Consider the following 18480-nt stretch of genomic DNA (forward strand, 5'->3'; position numbering starts at 1 on the left):
ACCTAGGGCGTTTATATAAAAAGAAGGCCTCATGACCTTCTTTTACTTATTTTATATAGTGCAGTTAGAGCACGTAACTGGATCTAGTGCTGAGGAAGTATAAATAGTGAGTTCTTTTGTATTCTGTGTTTGGGTATCAAGAACTATAATTCGGTGATTATTAGTATCAGCTATATAAAGTAGAGTATCAGCTTTAACTATATCGTTGGGTTCGTTGTACTGTGTTTGCAGTAGTGGCCCTACGCTGCTGCCCCGTTGGCCTGTACCGCTGTAGTTGGTAAGGCGTTCAGTTTGAATGTCATAGCATCTAATAGCATGATTATAAGAATCCGCTATATAAATAATGTTGGCATCTGCCTCTAGGCCCAGAGGATGTTGCATTAAGGCTGTCGCTTTAGTGCCTTCTGTGTAACCAAAGTCAAAAAGTCCTGTGCCTATCAGGGTAGTAATATTTTTGTCATCAAGTACTCGCAGTGAACTTGTTTCAGAATCTACAAAATAAAGCTTACTCTTTTGGGCACTTAATCCGCTTGGTTGCGAAAGGGTATTAACGGGGTAAAAGCCATCAACCATAGATTCTTGGCCATTGCCTGCTCGAATAGAGAGCATCTGTGTCTCTAAGTTATATATCCAAAGTTGATGAGTGCCTGCCATAGCAATGGTTATCTCTTTATCAGTTGGATAAAAAGATAAATCCCAAGGAGATGATAGAGAGGCGCTCCGTGCATGCAGTTTTCCATGCAATATATAAGAGCCTTGCTGACCGGTACCGGCTAGTGTGGTTACTTGCCCTGTTTTAAAATCTGCCACACGTAGTAAATGGTTATTCGTGTCAGCAATATACAAAGCTCCTGAGTTATACAGAATGCCTTGTGGTTTATTAAATTGTGTTTGGTTAAAAGAGCCATCATCAGCACCCGAGATACCTGATCCAATAGATAAAGAGAGCTCTCCTGATGGTCGTACACCTAAAATTCTATTGTTACTGCTGTCAGAGATAAAGAGTAATGGTTGCCCATCAAAGTTAGGTACATACTCTAATTTGCTTGGAAAATTAAGGCTATGAGGCGATTGTTTTGTCGCTTCAAGTTCAAGAGGCAAGGGGGTAGTGTTAATGCGGTCGCCATACTGTTTGATTAAGCTTTGTATAGCTTGCTGTAACTCTTGTGTATGACCTTCGCCACCATATACTTCTTCAATACGTCCTTTGGGATTAAGTAGGATCAATGTAGGCCAGCCACGAATGCCAAACAAATTCCATAAGTGAAAATCGCTATCATTAATTACCGGATGCTCGATGCCGTATTTAATAATAGCGGCTTTGATAGTTTCTTGATCTTTTTCATTGGTAAATTTAGCCGAATGTACTCCAATAATAGTCAAAGCATTTCCAAATTCTTTTTCAAGTTTATGGAGCTCTGGTATAATGTGTATACAGTTAATGCAACAAAATGTCCAAAAATCAAGAAGTATAATACGTCCTTGAAGATCTTGAGGGGTTAAAGGGCGAGCAAGGTTAAGCCACCTATTTTGCTGTGTAATCGCTTGATGTAGAGCAGTGCTTACCAGCTCTTTGTTTTTATGCATGACTACTCCCTTAAAATACCCGTTTTTTCTAAATCTATCGTTACTGTTTAAGTAAGTTCAAGAGTAGTTTTCGTACTTAATACGTATTGCCCTTTGGCCACGTATCTTTTATACTCAAAATATAAGAGTTTGTTAGCTAAAAACAATTAATCTAAACACAGTTATTAATAGGGAGTAGTATGAATAGCAAGAATAAAGTACTTTTATGCGTTGCAGTAACAGCAATTGGATGCATACTTGCAGTAAAAACATATTCAAAAAAACAACTTATAGATTCGAGGTCTCCAGATATGTCAGTAATTACACGCCCTTCAGGTCTTTCATTTGAAATCCTTAAAGCAGGAAACGGGGAAACTACCCCTAAACCAGGACAAGTGGTAAAAGTACACTATACCGGTTGGCTCGACGATGCAGGCAAACCAGGTAAAAAGTTTGACAGCAGTGTTGATCGTGGTACCCCTTTTGAATTTGTTATAGGTGTTGGCCAAGTTATCAAAGGTTGGGACGAAGGTGTGCTTGAGATGAAAGAAGGCGAAAAGCGCCGTTTAATTATTCCTGCTCAGTTGGGCTATGGTTCACGTGGTGCAGGCGGCGTTATACCTGGTAATGCAACTTTAATTTTTGATGTTGAACTTATTAGTTTTAAATAAGATATTTGGGTGTCACCCCAAAGTCAAAAGTGTACTCAAACAGAGCGCCCAAAAATATTTCACTTCGAGTAAAGTAATTAAAAATTACTCAAAACCCATTTTGGACTTGACAAATAGAAATTATTATGTTATGATAAAAATAAGTCAATACACAAAGCGAAAGCTTGCTATCCTGGTTTTATAATATGTCGTAAGGCATACAAAAGAGACTCCTGGTAGTGGGACTGAATAAAAAGCCCTGAGTATTGACTCTCTATTTAAATAAAAAATAATTAAGAACAGCAGCCCAAAACAAAAATGAGAGCCTTTACGGCTCTTTTTTTGATGGTTGACAAATATTAGCACTAGAGGTATAATAATTACATATAGAAATTCTTGTTAGAAATTCTTTGAAATTTTTGGGGGCGTAATGGCTTCGACGTGGTATGAGCGGTTTGAAGAGCATGTCGAGCTTTAACTGTGTGCTCGTTAAAAAAATGGTTAAACAATACATGCAAACAATAGCATGAGTGCTTTCAATAGCACGCCCGCTTTCGCGTAATAGCTTAAGCAGCTTGGTAGGACAGTGTGCCTATGCATTGGCCTAACTCGTATAACCCTTTATAGGACTGGAAAGCAAGGTTCACTTGGTATGTAGCTTTTCTGAACACAAACCAGGCGTGTTTGTATAGCGTGTCTTTTAGGAATAAGGAACACGTACAAGAAAAAGACTAAACATGTAGCGCTTTAAGCTAATCGTAGTACGGACATGGGTTCGACTCCCATCGCCTCCACCAAAATATAAACCTGTAGTGTAAAAACTGCAGGTTTTTTATTTTTAAAAAAATTATATATTAAATTTTGAATTTACTTTTTTTTAAATTTAATATATAATTAATAATATTATTTATATAATTTTGAATTATTCCAATTGAGGCGTCATATGAATTATCGTATTATTTTTGTTTCTTTGTTTTTTATGTCATTTAATTATTCTATGGATACGGCTATACATCCTATTTTAAATGCACAGTATAGAACAGCTATGTATCAAGGTGATAAAGAAAAAATAAAAGAATTATTGCTTCTTATCTCTGAAGGCAATGATGCAACTATGGTAGGTATCCAAGTGCTTCGCTTTGCGGTACAAAATAATTTAATAGAAGCTGCTCAAGCATTAATTGATTTAGGTATAGATGGTAATGCCCAAACAGAAGATGGCTGGACTCCGCTTACTGCCGCAGTAAAAAATGGTTGCGCAGAAATGGTTAAACTATTACTTAAAGCAGGTATCAATAGGTCTGGTACAAATAAAGATGGTTGGTCACCACTTGATATAGCTGCTCACAGTGGCCATAGAGAAAGCCTTGAGCTACTGCTTAGTGCAGGAATAGATAGTAATGCTCAAGGTATTTTTGGCTGGACGCCACTTCATAGTGCGGCATTTCAAGGTCATGAAGAAATGGTTAAATTTTTAATTGGTTTAGGTGCAGACTTAGACATTCGCTCAATGGATGGTTGGACAGCACTTCATAGGGCAATACAAGGTGGTCATGCTAATATAGTCCGCCTATTATTAGATGCAAACGCTCTTATCGATGCTCAATGGAAGGGCCGCAACATGCCCTTTTATGTAGCATTAGAAAATGGTCGTACAGATGTATTAAAAACATTACTTGATGCTGGTGCTGATGTTAATGCTCAAGATAGTTTATCTATAGTAGTCCAAAATGAGCATAAAGAAGCTGCTCGACTATTGCTTCAATCAGGTGCGGATGTTGATGCTCCAGATGCTTCTGGTTTAACGTGCTTGCATAAAGCTTCAAAAAGTGGCTATACAGCAATGGTTCAGCTGTTACTTGAATTTAAGGCGAATATGCGTGTTATTGATACTCGTGGTTTTACTCCACTGTGCTATGCTGCAGAACAGGGTCATCAAAAAGTAGCTCAATTATTGATTGATGCCGGCGCTGATATTGATTTTAAAAGCCCAACTGGGATTACACCACTCTATAGAGCTACACAACATGGTCAAAAAGCAATGGTTAAATTGTTACTTAATGCGGGTGCTAAAGTTGACAGTAGAGATGCCGATGGCTTTATGCCATTATATGTAGCAGTAAAAGCTGGTCATATAACCATAACGGAGATGTTACTCAGTTTTATGCAAGAGTCTCAAATACCCCAAAATCTTATACATAATTTTATGGTAATTCGAGCTCAAGATAATCTTAGAGCCTTAGAACAAGCACCTAATCTTCAAGCTAAAGTTAGACTATTGCATAGAAATGTTTTTCTCTCTTCAAGGGTAAAAGAGCAACTTCGTAGTGAGAAAACCAAGTTATTTGATGCTATTAAAGAAGATAATGTTGAACAAGTTGCTTGCCTGCTTAAAGGAGGTTTTAGCTTAAATACTTGTGATCAAAATAACGATACTCTGTGGCATGCAGCAATGAAGTATGCTAGTGGTAAAGTATTAGCATTCCTATTAAGCTTGTACCCTTCATACACTGTGAGTGTTTGGGATAAAAAAAACAATCAGGGTCTTACTCCTCTAGAAGTTGCTGTATTGAGTGGCAATGGTCTGTTTTTACAAGATATAGTTACTAAAATAATGGCGGGAACTCCTGTTGTAGTAGATACTAAAAAAACGAGATCCTGTGTAATTCAATAAATTTTATTATCAAAAATAAATTACTATTGATAATTAATTATCAATAGAGGTATACTTAAAATTAAAAATATACCTCTAGTAGTCTAGGAATGAGTATGATAAAGTTACGTAAATTAGTACTGTTTATTTTATTTTTATCTGGTTGTATACAAATACAAGCAGTAATGGTTTTAAGTAGCCAGTTACGAGAGCTTCTTGAGTCTTTTAAAGGCGAGACAGCTCTAGCTCAAGCCCTTAACCAAAATTCAGAACCAAGTAAAGCTGTAGAAAGTTTTTTTAAGGGTGTTGATTTTAAAGGAACACCGCAAACTAAAGCAGAGCTTGCTCAGTTTGTCTCCAGTGCACGAGCAATACAAAACGAGTTTCTTAGGTTCCCTTCTTCTAATGCCCGCTATGATCAATTACTTAGTGCTTTAAAAAATTATAAAACACGTCTAGGCTCAGATTTGTCTGTATGGGCACAGCGATTTCTATCAGTTAATGCTCTTATTATAGCTCTTGGTGCAGTTGATAAAACTGACATAGAAGAAACAAATAAGTCAGGAGTTTCAAATAAGCTAGATGAAGATGAATTGTCTAGTCTGGCAGAGCTTATAGCACACGAATTTGTAATTAATTTAAGAGGCTTACAAGCTCAATTTAAATTTGAAATACCAGAGGGTATAGAGCAAATAATTACACAAAAAGAACTGATTATTTTAAAAAAATATTTGGTAAAATAATCTAAATCACTAAACTAAGTAAATTGACTAAAGCGCTTTGGGGTGCTAATTTACACCTATGTGTCGTTGCTTCTATTACTAATAATGCTAAAAAACTTCCAAGATTAAAGAAAAAAATGAAAAAGTTGCCTATAGATGTTAGTACTTTTAGTACAATGATCAATGAAAACTATAGTTACATAGATAAAACTGAGTACATATATAATCTTATTGAAAATGGTCGCTTTTATTTTCTTTCCCGTCCTCGGCGGTTTGGTAAATCTCTGTTAATTTCAACTTTAAAAGAACTATTTTCTGGCAATAAACACCTTTTTCAGGATCTTTGGATAGGCTCAAGTGATTATAATTGGCAAGAGCATCCTATAATTCATCTTAACTTTTCTGATTTAGACATTGAAACATCCCCTGAGTTAAAAATAAGCTTATCATGGGAACTCGAGTCAATAGCACAAGAATATACCATTGATGTTTCTTCTGCTCCTTCAGCTGGGTCTAAATTAAAAAAACTTGTTAAGGAGTTAGCTAAAAGAAATCCTGTTGTTATTCTTATTGACGAGTATGACTATCCGCTTATTAATAATCTTACTAAAATAGGCGTAGCTCAAGCAAACAGAGATGTACTTAAGAATTTTTTTAGTGTTATTAAAAGTTTAGATGCCTATTTAAAGGCAATCTTTATAACAGGAGTAACAAAGTTTTCAAAGACCTCTATTTTTTCAGGTCTTAATAATCTTAACGATTTAACATTAGCACCTGAAAGTGCTTTATTCCTTGGCTACACGCAAACAGAAATAGATAAATACTTTACTGATGATATTGCTCATTTTGCACAGGAAAAACAATGTCAGAAAAGTGATATACTGCACGAGATGAAGACTTGGTATAATGGATACCGCTTTTCACGTAAAGAGGAGACTGTTTATAATCCTTTTTCGGTACTTTATTATTTAAAAACTCAAGAACGAGCAAATTACTGGTTTGAATCAGGTACACCTTCTTTTTTAATAGAGTTTCTTAGAAAGCACTATAATGCTTTAGAAGGCATTGAGCAAGCAGAGTTCAGTTCTACTGGTCTGGGCACTGTGGATCTTGAAGACATTCCGCCCATTACGCTTCTTTTTCAAACAGGTTATTTAACTATTAGTGATTATGAAAGTGTTACCAAAAAGTATAAGCTTGGCTACCCTAATGAGGAAGTGCAAGATTCATTTCAAAAGTACCTATTAGCTGCATTTTCAAATACAAATGTTACTGAGGTTGAGAAAACTACTTCACAATTAATTAATGCACTTAAATAAAATAATATAGTCTTATTCTGTCAGTTGTTGCAAAGTTTATTTGCTCATATTCCTTATCAGCTTCATATTGCTCAAGAACGTTATTATCATTCGCTGTTTCAACTTATAGGTAGCTTGCTAGGATTAGAGGTGCAATCAGAAATAAGTACTGATAAAGGTAGAATTGATCTAGTGTTTTCTACGTCAAAATATGTTTATTTGTTTGAGCTGAAATTTAACGTAAGTGCTGAAGAAGCTTTAAAGCAAATAGAAGAGCAGCGCTACTACGAAAAGTATTTGCTGACAGGAAAAAAAATAACCTTGATAGGTCTTTCTTTTAAACATACTAAGCAAAAATTAACTTTAGACTATAGTATAAAAACTTCATAAATTATTTTTAAGTTAAAAGAGATTTTTTAAATTAGTTAACTACTCTAGAACTAATATTTTTTTACTGTAGTCTTGCGTTCTTTTTTAGTTCTAGCGTAGAGTAATAAAGATTACACTGCGGGAGCGATAGAAAAGGGTAGTGGGGTTTCGATTAGTTCGAAGGGTTATGACGTGCTCCCGCACGGTACTATTTTTACCTTTAAATCTCTTAAATTAGACATCTCCAATTGACTGACTTATCATCACGGTGTATTTTATACTTTATAGGGGTATGTGTTTATCTGTTTTATTGTATATACTTTTTGTTTTTAGATAGACAAAAGTACAAAATAAAAATAAGATAAATAGGCTCTTGAGTTGTCATTAGATCTTAGAGAATGTTAGATCTCTAGTGCCTACATATTCAATATTGGTTCAATGCTGGTGATTATAATTTACAGAGAGGTTTCTTATGAATCGTTTTATTACAAGGTATTTACTTATGTCTATTGCATGTGGATGCGCGCACACAGAAGCTGTAGCGCCTAAAGTTGAAAAAGCAGGTTCTTCAGTTCATTCAGAAGCTACTACAACTAAGTTTGCTTATGTAGATTTACAAAAAATTATTACTATAAACCAAGAAAATTTGGTTCACTCAGCTGACGAGTGGAAAGAGCTTTATAGCAAAATCAAAAGCCGTATTGAGCCTTTAAATAAAGAAATTATGGGCCTTGAAGAAAAGTACGATAAGCTTAAGAAAGATTTTGAAACCTTGCATAAAGGTGGTCTTGCTAAAGAAGAAGTATTAAAAACTAAGTATGAAGAGTTAATGCGTACAGAAAACGATTTGCGCAGACAATATCAAGAGCGTGAACAGTTTTCTCAAGATGAGCTTGCTAAAGCGCAAGGGCAAATTGGACCAAAAATAGATAAAGCAATTAACGCTGTGCGTGCACGTTTCGGTTATGATATGATTTTCCATCGTGAAGCTCTTGTTTCAGCTGATAGTAAACTTGATCGTACTAAAGAGGTACGTGACGAGTTAAATAAACAGTATAACGAAGAGCATAAGACTGCTAAGCAAACAACAGGTAAAACTGCAGCTCCAGCAGCGTAAGCTAAGCTTTTTGTTTTAAAAATAGTAAAAAATGGCTGGTTATAAAAAGACCAGCCATTTTTGTTTTTTAAGTTCTAGGTATTTACATGAAAAAAGCACCAGAAATAGTTATAGCGCCTCCTAAAGCGATAGTTGGTTTAGGAAATCCAGGTACAGCGTATACGCATACGCGTCATAATATAGGTTTTTTGATATTGGATGCTCTTGCAGATCGTCATGGTGGTATATGGCGTTCACGCGACAAAATGGATTTTTGTGAAATTACTCTTAACACTACCCCTGTATTGCTTGTTAAGCCGCAAACGTATATGAATAGTTCGGGCCAGGTATATCCCTATTTAGCCAAACAGGGTATTAAAGCAGAAAGCATGTTGATTGTGCATGATGAGATGGAGTTCCCTTTTGGCAAAGTGAGTCTGCGTGTGGGTGGCAGTGCACGTGGCCATAATGGTCTTAAGTCTTTTATTTCCGTGTGTGGTGATGGTTTTGCGCGGCTACGTTTTGGTATAGGTCGTCCTGATGAGCGTGAACAAGTTTCTGATTACGTGTTAGAAAAATTTAAAGAGCCTGCTCGTGATTTAGAAAATGCTCTAGATGCTTCGGTATCACTGATAGAAAAGCTGTATAGAGAGTGAATCAAATGAATCATAAGTGAATCATATTTTAGAGTATAAAAAGAGCTGCGTAATGCAGCTCTTTTAGTAATAGTATGCTATTTGTTTTAGTTTTAGCTTTGGGGATCATAAGGCGTGATGCCCCTTATAAGCTATTTCTCTTATGTGCTAATCGAGTGCTTTTATATAACGTGCCCCTTTGCCAACTCCTATTTGTTTGATTAGGCCTTGTTGTAGGAGCTGTTTAATTCTTCGTGCTAGGCTAGATCGAGATAAATTGCTATTTTTTAGTAGGTCAGACATCGAGATATCGTTTGCTGTAGAAAATAAGTGTAGTATCTTTTCTATCTCGTTATCTTTGTTTAAATAGCTATGGTGCCTTAAGATTTGATTGTCATTGTTACGTGGCAAGATACATTTAATATAATTTTCGCCTTCTATAACTTGTGGTATGGGTAATGCGTAGTGTGCATAGCTTTCAAAAAGTGTTAAAAAGCCTGTGCCAAGAGTTTCAATAAGCCCTGCGCGGCGCAATATTTTAGCGAGAGCATTATTGCGGATATACGTTAGGCCTGCGCATAGATTGTTGATGCTAATGGGACCTGGAAAAGTACCTGGGCTAAATATTTCAATTCTATTGTCAAAAAGAGCAATTTTTATTGGGGATTGAATATGGTAATTGCGATGGACAAGAGCATTTACAAGTACTTCTCTGAGTGCTTCTTGAGGTATTTCTAGTACTTCAATGCGTTTAGGGCCTTTAATAGTAAATGACTTATTAAGCCTACTTAATATAAAGTTATATGCTTGATAAAATTGTTCAATAACAGTACCAGTGCAATCTTGAGTTGCTAATGAGGTGCGTCCCGAGATACCTTCAAAATGAGAGCAAATGATAAATGATTGTGGTAAAAAATGCTGAGGGTTTTTACCAAAGGTTAGAATTCCTGTTACGGTAGGATAAGTATGTGCATGTTCTTCAATTTTTAAGTGATATGAAAGCAATAGAGCTTCATAGCTAGTGATATTTTGTAGATTAAAAAATTCATATATCTTTTGCGTATCTATATCATCCATAGTTGCATGATACACAGCGAGAGTATCAAATGATTTGCCGCGTGATTGCCATTTTAATTCTTCTATCATATCGGCATTAGCTCTTAAGGTACTTCTTCCTAAGCGCACATACACACCTTTCTCTAAACCTTCACTTTTCTGATAATAAGGTTTATTCATACCTGAGGATACTTCAATAATAAGGATTATTTTGCCACATATGGCTTGAGCATACACTTTAGGTACAATAGGAGGATTGGAGGCTTTATAAATAGACTTTTCTAGATACTCCATAGCTTGCTGGGCTTCTTCTTGTTGTATACCTATGATAGTGCCATCATCCTCTACTCCAACAATCAGCTTTCCTCCTTTCTCGTTGCAAAATGCTATTATGGTCTTAATAATTTGATCATTCTTGGGGAAAGTTACTTTAAACTCTAAAGTAGAAGATTCTTGATCTGGATATGTCATGATGGCCTTTTTTGAATCAAATGAATCAATAATTTTAATAAATATAGTTCATTTGATTCATATTTACAAGAATGAATCATAAAATGAATCATAAGTGAATCATATTTTAGAGTATAAAAAGAGCTGCGTAATGCAGCTCTTTTAGTAATAGTATGCTATTTGTTTTAGTTTTAGCTTTGGGGATCATAAGGGGCGATGCCCCTTATAAACTATTAGCTAGTTGGTTAGTTAATTAGTTAGCTAGGTTAGCTTCTAACCATGTTACTATTTGTGGTTCAAGATTATAGGGTAATACTACGGCACCACCTTGAATAGAAGTTCCTGAGCCGCCACCTTGAAGACCAAGTTCTTTAAGCCACGCGCCAAAGTTTTTAAGATTGATGCGATGTGCAAGTTGTGGCGCTACGGCTACAAAAAAGCTTGCTTTATGGTTTTCGGTAGTGGTTAAAAAGTAGATGCCGGGTTGCGCTTTAATAAGCTCTTGTGCGGTATCTTTAAGATCGCTTGCTGCAAGAGTGCGTAAATGCTTATATAAAAACGGTACAGTTGCTACAGTTTTAGTGTCCTTGAGCCACGTAGGTACAAGTAAGGCAGAGAGTTGCTTTTTAAGCTCTTTAGCTTCTTGTTGCGCTTCTCTGAGTTGTTCTTTTTGTTTTTTAATTGCATCAAGTATATGCTCTTGCGTAACTTTAAATTCTTGCCCTAAAGCTTTAGTTATAACAAACGTCTCTTGAAAAGCTAGGAGCGCTGCTGGCCCGGTTACAGCAACAAGGCGTCGATTGCCAGCCGATAGAGCAGTAACTTCTGTTATTTTAAAGAGACCAATGTCGCCAGTTGCGCGTACATGCGTGCCGCCACACAGTTCAGCAGAAAAACCAGGAATTTCAATAACGCGTACTTGTTCGGGATTATATTTTTCACCAAAGAATGCTATAACGCCGCGTGAAGTCGCCTCTTTTAAATTAGTATGCTCAGTTTTTACGGGCAGATTTTCAAGTATTTTTTTGTTTACTAAATCTTCTATAAGTACAATTTGTTCTGGTGTTAAATTTTCATGATAGGTAAAATCGAAACGTAAGTAATCAGGCGTAACCACAGAACCTGATTGTTTAACCCCTTTGCCAAGAAACGTTATAAGCGCCGCTTGTAATAAATGAGTTGCTGTATGGTTTTTCATGGTATTAAGACGTGTTGGCATATCAACTATAAGTGTTACAGTGTCACCTACTTTAAGTGCTGTAGGAGCCTCTAATAAAGCTGCGCTTGTAGTGCCCACTTTTTTAATACCCAGTAGTTTAGTCTCATAAGAGCCTATTTTTACGGTGCCTTCATCGCTTATTTGGCCGCCACATTCAATATAAAACGGCGACTTACTGGTAATAATTGAACATAAGGTGCCCGCAGGTACCTCTTGTACCAGAGTATTATTAACAAGAATACCGATAATTTTTGACTGCGTTACATGTTCATCGTAACCAGTAAAATGGGTAAACAGAGACTCGTCCATATGACAAGTATCATCTGTTTTAAGCTTTTTACCTGATTGTAACCGTTGTTTTTCCATTTCAACTTCAAATTCCTGCGTATCAACAGTAAAACCATGCTCATGAGCGATAACATTAGTAAGCTCTAACGGAAAGCCATAGGTATCATACAGTTTAAATGCTTGAGCTCCGGTAATAATGCGGGTATTGTTGTTTTCTTGAAAGTAAGAATTCAAAATAGTTTGACCATGAGTTAAATTATGGGCAAATTTCTCAGTTTCACTTGTCAGTAAAGCAGTAATATGCGTTTGGCTTACGGTAAGCTCAGGATAGATATCGCCCATTTGATGAGCAAGCGTTTGTACTAAATCAGGAAAGATATTTTTTTCGCTTAATTTCTGGCAAAAAAGTGCAGCTCGGCGAATAATTTTACGTAGTACATAACCGCGACCTTCGTTTGAAGGAGTGCATCCATCAGCTAGAGCAAAACAAGAAGAGCGAATATGATCTACAATTACGCGAAAAGCAGCTTGTATTTCTGGTGTAGCTTGAGCGTATGATCTGCCAGTAAGTTCTTCTAAGCGTGCTATAAGTGGCTCGAATATATCTGTTTCAAACACTGAGTCTTTGTCTTGTATAACTGCTACAAGCCGCTCAAGTCCCATACCCGTATCAACGCCTGTATGCTTAAGCGGTTTATCAGTGCCATCAGCTTGACGATCAAACTGCATAAATACTAAATTCCATATTTCTAAAAAGCGGTCACATGAGCACCCAGGAGCGCATGCTGCTTGGCCGCAGCCATACTTTAAACCACGATCGATATAAATTTCACTGCAAGGACCGCAAGGGCCTGTATCGCCCATCTGCCAAAAGTTATCAGCTTCACCTAGGCGCACAATGCGCTCTTGAGGCAATCCAATTTCTGTTTGCCAAATAGCATACGCTTCGTCGTCAAGTTTATAGACGCTTGCATACAGTTTATCTTGTTCTAGCTGTACTACTTTGGTTAAGAAGTCCCACGCAAAACGTATAGCGTCACGTTTAAAATAGTCGCCAAACGAGAAGTTACCCATCATTTCAAAAAAGGTTAAATGACGTTTGGTAAATCCAACGTTTTCAAGGTCGTTATGTTTGCCGCCTGCGCGTATACATTTTTGTATGCTGACTGCGCGTTTATAGCTGCGTGTTTCTTTACCTAAAAAAAGATCTTTAAATTGGTTCATGCCCGCATTAGTAAAGAGCAGGGTAGGATCTTGTGCAGGAATCAAAGCAGAACTTTGTACGTATGTGTGTCCGTGTTCTACAAAGAAATCTATAAATTTTTTTCGAATGTCACGTGAATGCATACTCTATCCTAAGGCGTAAAAAGTTCAAAATTTTTATATATATTAATATTAGCATATTTTGGTCTAAATCAAAAGGAACTTACTGGTAGTATAACTCTTTTTACACTCTCATGCTTTTGACAAAAGTGGCTAAATTCATACGCTTAATGGTAACTTATTGTTGTATACCAATTATCTTAAAGGATCAGTGTATGTATAAAAATAGTAAATTAACCGTAGTATTAAGCTTACAATTACTTATAGTATGTCCAGCAATGTATTGCATGAGAGCTTATCCAGATTTATATGCAAATCAAGATGATGCGCGATTTTTAGGTGGGCAGCCTAGCTATCCAGCAGGACCAGCTTTTAATTCTAACGGATCTGGTATGCCTCAAGCATCCAGAGCTCCCACTGAAATAGAACAAGCACTACAAGCTATTGAGTCAGGAGCTGACGTTAATAGCTTGTTTAACGGAGAAGCTCTTTTACATCTTGCCGCTCGTACAGGTAATCTTCCTTTAGTGGAATGTTTGCTTATTAAAGGTGCTAACATTAACTTAGAAGATCAGCAAGGTTATACGCCGCTCTATCATGCTCTTACTGCTCATAAATCTGATATAGCGCGGCTGCTTATTGCAAATGGTGCTTGCGAAAAAACAAGTGGTCATAGTGCAGGCTTATTTGCGTATGCTAGAAAATTACGTATCAGCGAAGATATTGTAGATCAACTAAGCTTAAGAGCAAAAGAAGTACCTACAAATACACCTATCTCTAAAAGACGTAATAGTATCGGTCATTTACCCATCTGTGATGCTCTGCGCACAGAAGATTTCGCTACTTTTTATATTCTGGTAAATAGTGCAAGTGCAGCAGAAATTAATCAGCAAGAACATGACGGTGTTACCGCTCTTCATCAAGCAGTAATGTTACAAGATCTTGCTCTTCACGATACAGGCGCTATAGAAGCTCTCCTGCAACAAGGTGCTAATATGAATATAGTCGACAGTAGGGGGCAGACACCTCTTACAATTGCCCATGCCAGAAGTCCCAAAATTGAAGAGTTTTTACTCAGTAGAGCGGCAAAGCATCAAGCTCCCAAGCAACCTACTCCAGCTCGCCCAGCAAACGTTGCACTTTCAAGTGCGTCAAATAATCAAGATGGATCTTCATCAAGCGTTTTAGGTTATGCAGGTATAGCCTTAGGGGCACTTGCAGCTGTTACTTGGGGCTTAATGCGCGATAAGTAAATTAACTAAACTAACTAACTAATAAATGTATATAAGGGGTGTGCCCCTTATGATCCCCAGTGCCTAGATAAATAAAAGCTAACATAAGCAGATAAAGCTAAGAAATATTTCTTAGCTTTATCTGCTTATGTCTGAGATAATATAAAATCTATATTTTAGCAAAAGATACTTTGAGCATATCGTATATTTCACGTAAATTAATTGATACTTGCTTGGTATGAGCAGCAACAGCTAAAAAGTTAGTGTCACCCAACCAACGTGGTATAACATGAAAATGTATATGTTCAGGAATACTACCACCTGAAGCTTTTCCTAAGTTAAGGCCCATGTTAATGCCACTACATCGCAATACTTCATTAAGTATCCCTATACTTGTATTGAGAGCCTCCATTAACTCTGTACGGATAGGCAAACTTAGTTGTTCTAAACTTGATTTGTGTTCGTAGGGCAGTATAAGTAAATGGCCAGCATTATAAGGGTGTAAATTAAGCATTACCACACTATGCTCAAAGCGCTTCAAAATAAAATTCTGTTCATCATCGTCTTTAAGCACAAAGTGAGCACAAAATACGCATGAGTTTAATAGATCAGTGTTAGGAGCTGGTTTAGCAGTACTATACTGCGTTCGCCAAGGAGCGTAAAGTATTTCCATGAGCATTTCGATAAAAAATCATTCTTTTTCTATAATCTTAAATCTACTCAATCTTTTTGGCAATTTATATATTAAGAAGTCTTAAAAAAGTTTGTTAACTTATAACTTTAATCATTCGAAATACCAGAAATTACCATTAGATTTAATTGCTAAATTAAGTTCAGATGAGGCTCTTTTTACAGCTGTTTGTACACTTGCCCATAACCAATCATCTCCACACATTATTCCACCTTTATTTAATTTAGGGTGCCAGTGTATAATATCATTATATACAGATTTTTCGTCATGTGAGGCGTCTATATAAATAAGATCAGCATGAATGTTCAGAGATTGAGCTGCTTCGATAGTACTCATTCTCATAGGTATAATTTTATGCGTAAGCTTTGTATGAATAACATTAGATAAAAATTGTTGGTAAAGCGTAGGAATTTTTAATTTAGCCTCTTCATTATTTAATATTGCTTCATCTCCTTCAGCAGTCCAATTATCTATTGCGTAAAGTACCGAGTTTGATGGTAATAAAGAAGCCATAAAAATTGCAGATAGTCCTAGCCAGCTACCTAATTCAACTACCACTTTGGGCTTATAGGTAGTAATAAAATGCTTAAGACTATTTCTGTTTTCTGCTGAAAACCATCCATGACTATCTAAAGGAAGTATATTGATAGACTTATAAGGCTCTAGTATTTTGCTAGAAGAAAATAAGTGACAGTCTAGAATAGTAATATACAAACTAGTAATAATAAGAAACCCAATTTTTTTTATTAACTTCATATATATCTTTCAGTGTTTTTAAGAGTGTCGCTTTTTTTATGTTAACATTTAAGCAACTACTTAATCAACAGTAGAAATATTTGATATAAACGGGACTTCCGCAACATAAGATAAAAGATCTGATCAGATTTGACTTTTAAAGCAAAATGAGCTCAACTTTTAGGTGTCTTTAATACCAAAAAAAGAAAGAGCTCAATAACCATTACTGATCACAAATTAGTTTACTCAATTTCTTTAATTCTGTCTACTGAAGTTAAAAAAACTGCTCAATCATTAGCAAAAGTATCAAGCACTAGCGGCAGTGCAATACTCAGGAGACTGGATCATTTGTGTGTTGCAGTCGATGATTTGATTGTTCTTGCAAAGAAATATGTCGATAAATCTAAGTTCTATATAATAATTGATGATTCGCTTATTTCAAAAAGGTATTCAAAGTTTATCGGTGGATCAGGTGATAATTACAATACAACTATAAATCAGACATATAGATTAGTCTGTTTTATTACGATAATGTTGACTGACGGACATTATTCATTGCCTTTAGATCATAAAATATGGATAAGAGAAATTAGCGCAAGAATTACTAGGGAAAATAAAGCATCATTGGCTGCATGCTCTAGTGCTTATGGATGGGCTTTATACAACTCCAACTATGTTTAATTGGCTAGATGAAAATAACATGCGTTTTAAAACAAGAATACACGCCAGTCAAGTTATTGAGCATAACGGCACCAAAGCAGGCATAAAGGAACATCACGCCTTCCAATTAAAAAATAATTGGAAGAGAAAGACGATTAAAGTGGTCTGCAGAGGCATTTGCTTATATATAACAGTTGTTAAGCGTAAGCTTAAAAAAGGCGGTTATATAATAACTTATCAAGGCAGTCAACTACAAATCATTAGCAAGAACACATATGAGCAATTACAGTTACAGAAGGAACATTGAGAAGTTTTTCAGAACAGCAAAGCAGTCGCTTGGACTGACTCATTGTCCGTCAGTTAAGCAAAAACTTCAAGAAAATCACATAATGAACGTTTTTGGTGCTTTTACAATTTTGCAAGTTGAACGAAGAAAGCATGCTTTACCAAATCCTGAAGCAGCTTTAAAACGCTTGCGACATAAAAACCATGCTAGCTTACTAGTGCGCTTATGCTCTGCTGACCAGATCTATGGGTAAGTCCTGTTTAAACTTGCTTTTTTACGACGATTAGCAGCTAATTGCTGAGCTTGTTTATAACGATAGCCACGGCCTCCGGTATTTCTTTTTAATTTATTACTTATTGTCGATTGAGATGCGTTTACTGCACGTGCTATTTCTTTTTGACTAATTCCTTTTTTCAAAAGCACATAAATCTAGTATCTTTGATCATTGGTTAGGTGAGCGTAGCCTTTTGGCATTTGATTGATACTTTCTTAGTTTTCGACGCTAAATTAGATCATTCTACGCTTACCTGGCCTTTTTTGCTAATTATTTATGCACTTCAGACTTGAATTTAGGTATGCTACTTATCTACATACATATTTTATTGTTCGTTTTGAATTTATTCAAATATCCTTGATTTTCATCTTAAAATTTTATTAAAATACGATTAAGGCTTCAGTGTTCTTTTGTAGTGTTAAGTAGATTTTATTAAAGGCTATCATGAAAAAAATGTTATTAGCTGTATTGTTGAGTTTGTTTTTTATTTGTTTGACTAACTTTACTTTGAATATAGAAATACCCTCTATATCTCAAAAAAACACTATATTTATAAGTCTAGGAGCTCAATGTTCTCCTGCATTTGCCCTAAACCATTATAAAATACGTAAAACGTCACTTCCTTTTGACTGGATAGTTACTAATTTTGATATTGTTTATAAATGTTTAGAGGAGGACTTCAAAAATTTTTTAATAAAAGAATCTTTATATATTGATCCTAAAGAGCCTATTTATGTTCGTGATAGTTATGGGATAGGTTATATGCATGACTTCCCAGCTTATTCTGATACTTATCATATCAAAGAGAATTTTTTAGATCACTACGATGAGGTAATGACTAAGTATCAGAGAAGAATTAATCGCTTAAGAGACATTTTAAAATCTAATAATATACATGTGGTATTTATCAGATTGGATCATGAGTTAGGAGGTACCAAAGATAAAGCAATTAAATTAAGGGATTTAATATCTCTAAAATATCCTCATTTAGATTTTACTTATGTTTTGCTTACATGTACTGAAGAATCTAAAGTGCCTTGGGATTTACCTAGAATTAAAAACTTCTTTATGCCTTGGAATGATATATGGAATTATGAAAGTGAAGCGTGGATAAAAGCTTTAACTGAAATAAAAGTTATTAGTTCTGTAAATATATTGCATCCTTGGGAGCATTTAGAATGTTTTACTTACGAGTGCTAATGATATTAACTAACTTAAGTTGTGACCTATTCTAAAAGATGTAAAAAAATGCATTTCCATATTAGCATTTGAGTTAT

General features: G+C 35.7%; 16 protein-coding genes and 1 other RNA gene. 11 read left to right on the forward strand and 6 right to left on the reverse strand.

The genetic code is table 11. The annotated features are described in order from the left end of the window. Positions 1–51 precede the first annotated feature (51 nt). Positions 52–1587, reverse strand: a complete 1536-nt coding sequence (locus H0X48_00860) for a redoxin domain-containing protein (GenBank protein ID MBA3953859.1) — start codon at positions 1585–1587, stop codon at positions 52–54. Positions 1588–1766: 179 nt separating this feature from the next. Here H0X48_00860 and H0X48_00865 point away from each other — a divergent pair, with 179 nt between their 5' ends. The 8 genes from H0X48_00865 to H0X48_00900 all read left to right on the forward strand — a co-directional run bounded on the left by H0X48_00865 (position 1767) and on the right by H0X48_00900 (position 9010). Further along, the gene (locus H0X48_00865) at positions 1767–2237 is read left to right on the forward strand and encodes an FKBP-type peptidyl-prolyl cis-trans isomerase (protein ID MBA3953860.1); all 471 of its coding nucleotides are present in this window, start codon (positions 1767–1769) and stop codon (positions 2235–2237) included. A 400-nt stretch (positions 2238–2637) separates the two neighbouring features. Continuing rightward, positions 2638–3013: a transfer-messenger RNA gene (gene ssrA, locus H0X48_00870) on the forward strand. 146 nt (positions 3014–3159) lie between these two features. After that, positions 3160–4890, forward strand: a complete 1731-nt coding sequence (locus tag H0X48_00875; protein MBA3953861.1) for an ankyrin repeat domain-containing protein — start codon at positions 3160–3162, stop codon at positions 4888–4890. Positions 4891–4985: 95 nt separating this feature from the next. Further along, entirely contained in the window at positions 4986–5612 is a 627-nt protein-coding gene (locus tag H0X48_00880; GenBank protein MBA3953862.1) for a hypothetical protein, read from the forward strand. Positions 5613–5728: 116 nt separating this feature from the next. Beyond that, positions 5729–6910, forward strand: a complete 1182-nt coding sequence (locus H0X48_00885; protein ID MBA3953863.1) for an AAA family ATPase — start codon at positions 5729–5731, stop codon at positions 6908–6910. Between the two features lie 24 nt (positions 6911–6934). Then, the gene (locus tag H0X48_00890) at positions 6935–7279 is read left to right on the forward strand and encodes a PD-(D/E)XK nuclease domain-containing protein (GenBank protein MBA3953864.1); all 345 of its coding nucleotides are present in this window, start codon (positions 6935–6937) and stop codon (positions 7277–7279) included. 451 nt (positions 7280–7730) lie between these two features. After that, complete coding sequence (locus H0X48_00895; GenBank protein ID MBA3953865.1) at positions 7731–8375, forward strand: OmpH family outer membrane protein; 645 nt, start codon at positions 7731–7733, stop codon at positions 8373–8375. 86 nt (positions 8376–8461) lie between these two features. Beyond that, positions 8462–9010: an aminoacyl-tRNA hydrolase gene (locus H0X48_00900; protein MBA3953866.1), complete on the forward strand. Its 549-nt coding sequence runs from the start codon at positions 8462–8464 to the stop codon at positions 9008–9010. Between the two features lie 147 nt (positions 9011–9157). Here the strand turns inward: H0X48_00900 and H0X48_00905 are convergent, their stop codons facing one another. After that, positions 9158–10516, reverse strand: coding sequence for a putative DNA binding domain-containing protein (locus H0X48_00905; protein MBA3953867.1), 1359 nt, complete (start codon positions 10514–10516; stop codon positions 9158–9160). 232 nt (positions 10517–10748) lie between these two features. Beyond that, positions 10749–13349, reverse strand: a complete 2601-nt coding sequence (alaS, locus tag H0X48_00910) for an alanine--tRNA ligase (protein MBA3953868.1) — start codon at positions 13347–13349, stop codon at positions 10749–10751. A 191-nt stretch (positions 13350–13540) separates the two neighbouring features. Here alaS and H0X48_00915 point away from each other — a divergent pair, with 191 nt between their 5' ends. After that, positions 13541–14578: an ankyrin repeat domain-containing protein gene (locus H0X48_00915; GenBank protein MBA3953869.1), complete on the forward strand. Its 1038-nt coding sequence runs from the start codon at positions 13541–13543 to the stop codon at positions 14576–14578. A gap of 148 nt (positions 14579–14726) precedes the next feature. On the opposite strand, the gene H0X48_00920 is transcribed toward H0X48_00915, so the two are convergent. Continuing rightward, positions 14727–15230, reverse strand: a complete 504-nt coding sequence (locus H0X48_00920; GenBank protein MBA3953870.1) for an HIT domain-containing protein — start codon at positions 15228–15230, stop codon at positions 14727–14729. A 111-nt stretch (positions 15231–15341) separates the two neighbouring features. Beyond that, complete coding sequence (locus tag H0X48_00925; protein ID MBA3953871.1) at positions 15342–16004, reverse strand: class I SAM-dependent methyltransferase; 663 nt, start codon at positions 16002–16004, stop codon at positions 15342–15344. Positions 16005–16918: 914 nt separating this feature from the next. On the opposite strand from H0X48_00925, the gene H0X48_00930 reads away from it, so the two are divergent. Next, entirely contained in the window at positions 16919–17182 is a 264-nt protein-coding gene (locus H0X48_00930) for a hypothetical protein (protein ID MBA3953872.1), read from the forward strand. On the opposite strand, the gene H0X48_00935 is transcribed toward H0X48_00930, so the two are convergent. Then, positions 17173–17352 carry a helix-turn-helix domain-containing protein gene (locus tag H0X48_00935; GenBank protein ID MBA3953873.1) on the reverse strand — a complete coding sequence of 60 codons (180 nt, stop codon included), beginning with the start codon at positions 17350–17352 and terminating at the stop codon, positions 17173–17175. The genes H0X48_00930 and H0X48_00935 overlap by 10 nt on opposite strands. Positions 17353–17647: 295 nt before the next feature. Here H0X48_00935 and H0X48_00940 point away from each other — a divergent pair, with 295 nt between their 5' ends. Continuing rightward, the gene (locus H0X48_00940) at positions 17648–18403 is read left to right on the forward strand and encodes a hypothetical protein (GenBank protein ID MBA3953874.1); all 756 of its coding nucleotides are present in this window, start codon (positions 17648–17650) and stop codon (positions 18401–18403) included. The last annotated feature ends 77 nt before the right edge of the window (positions 18404–18480 follow it).

Source organism: Candidatus Dependentiae bacterium (assembly GCA_013821315.1).
Classification (GTDB): domain Bacteria; phylum Babelota; class Babeliae; order Babelales; family Babelaceae; genus JACDHA01.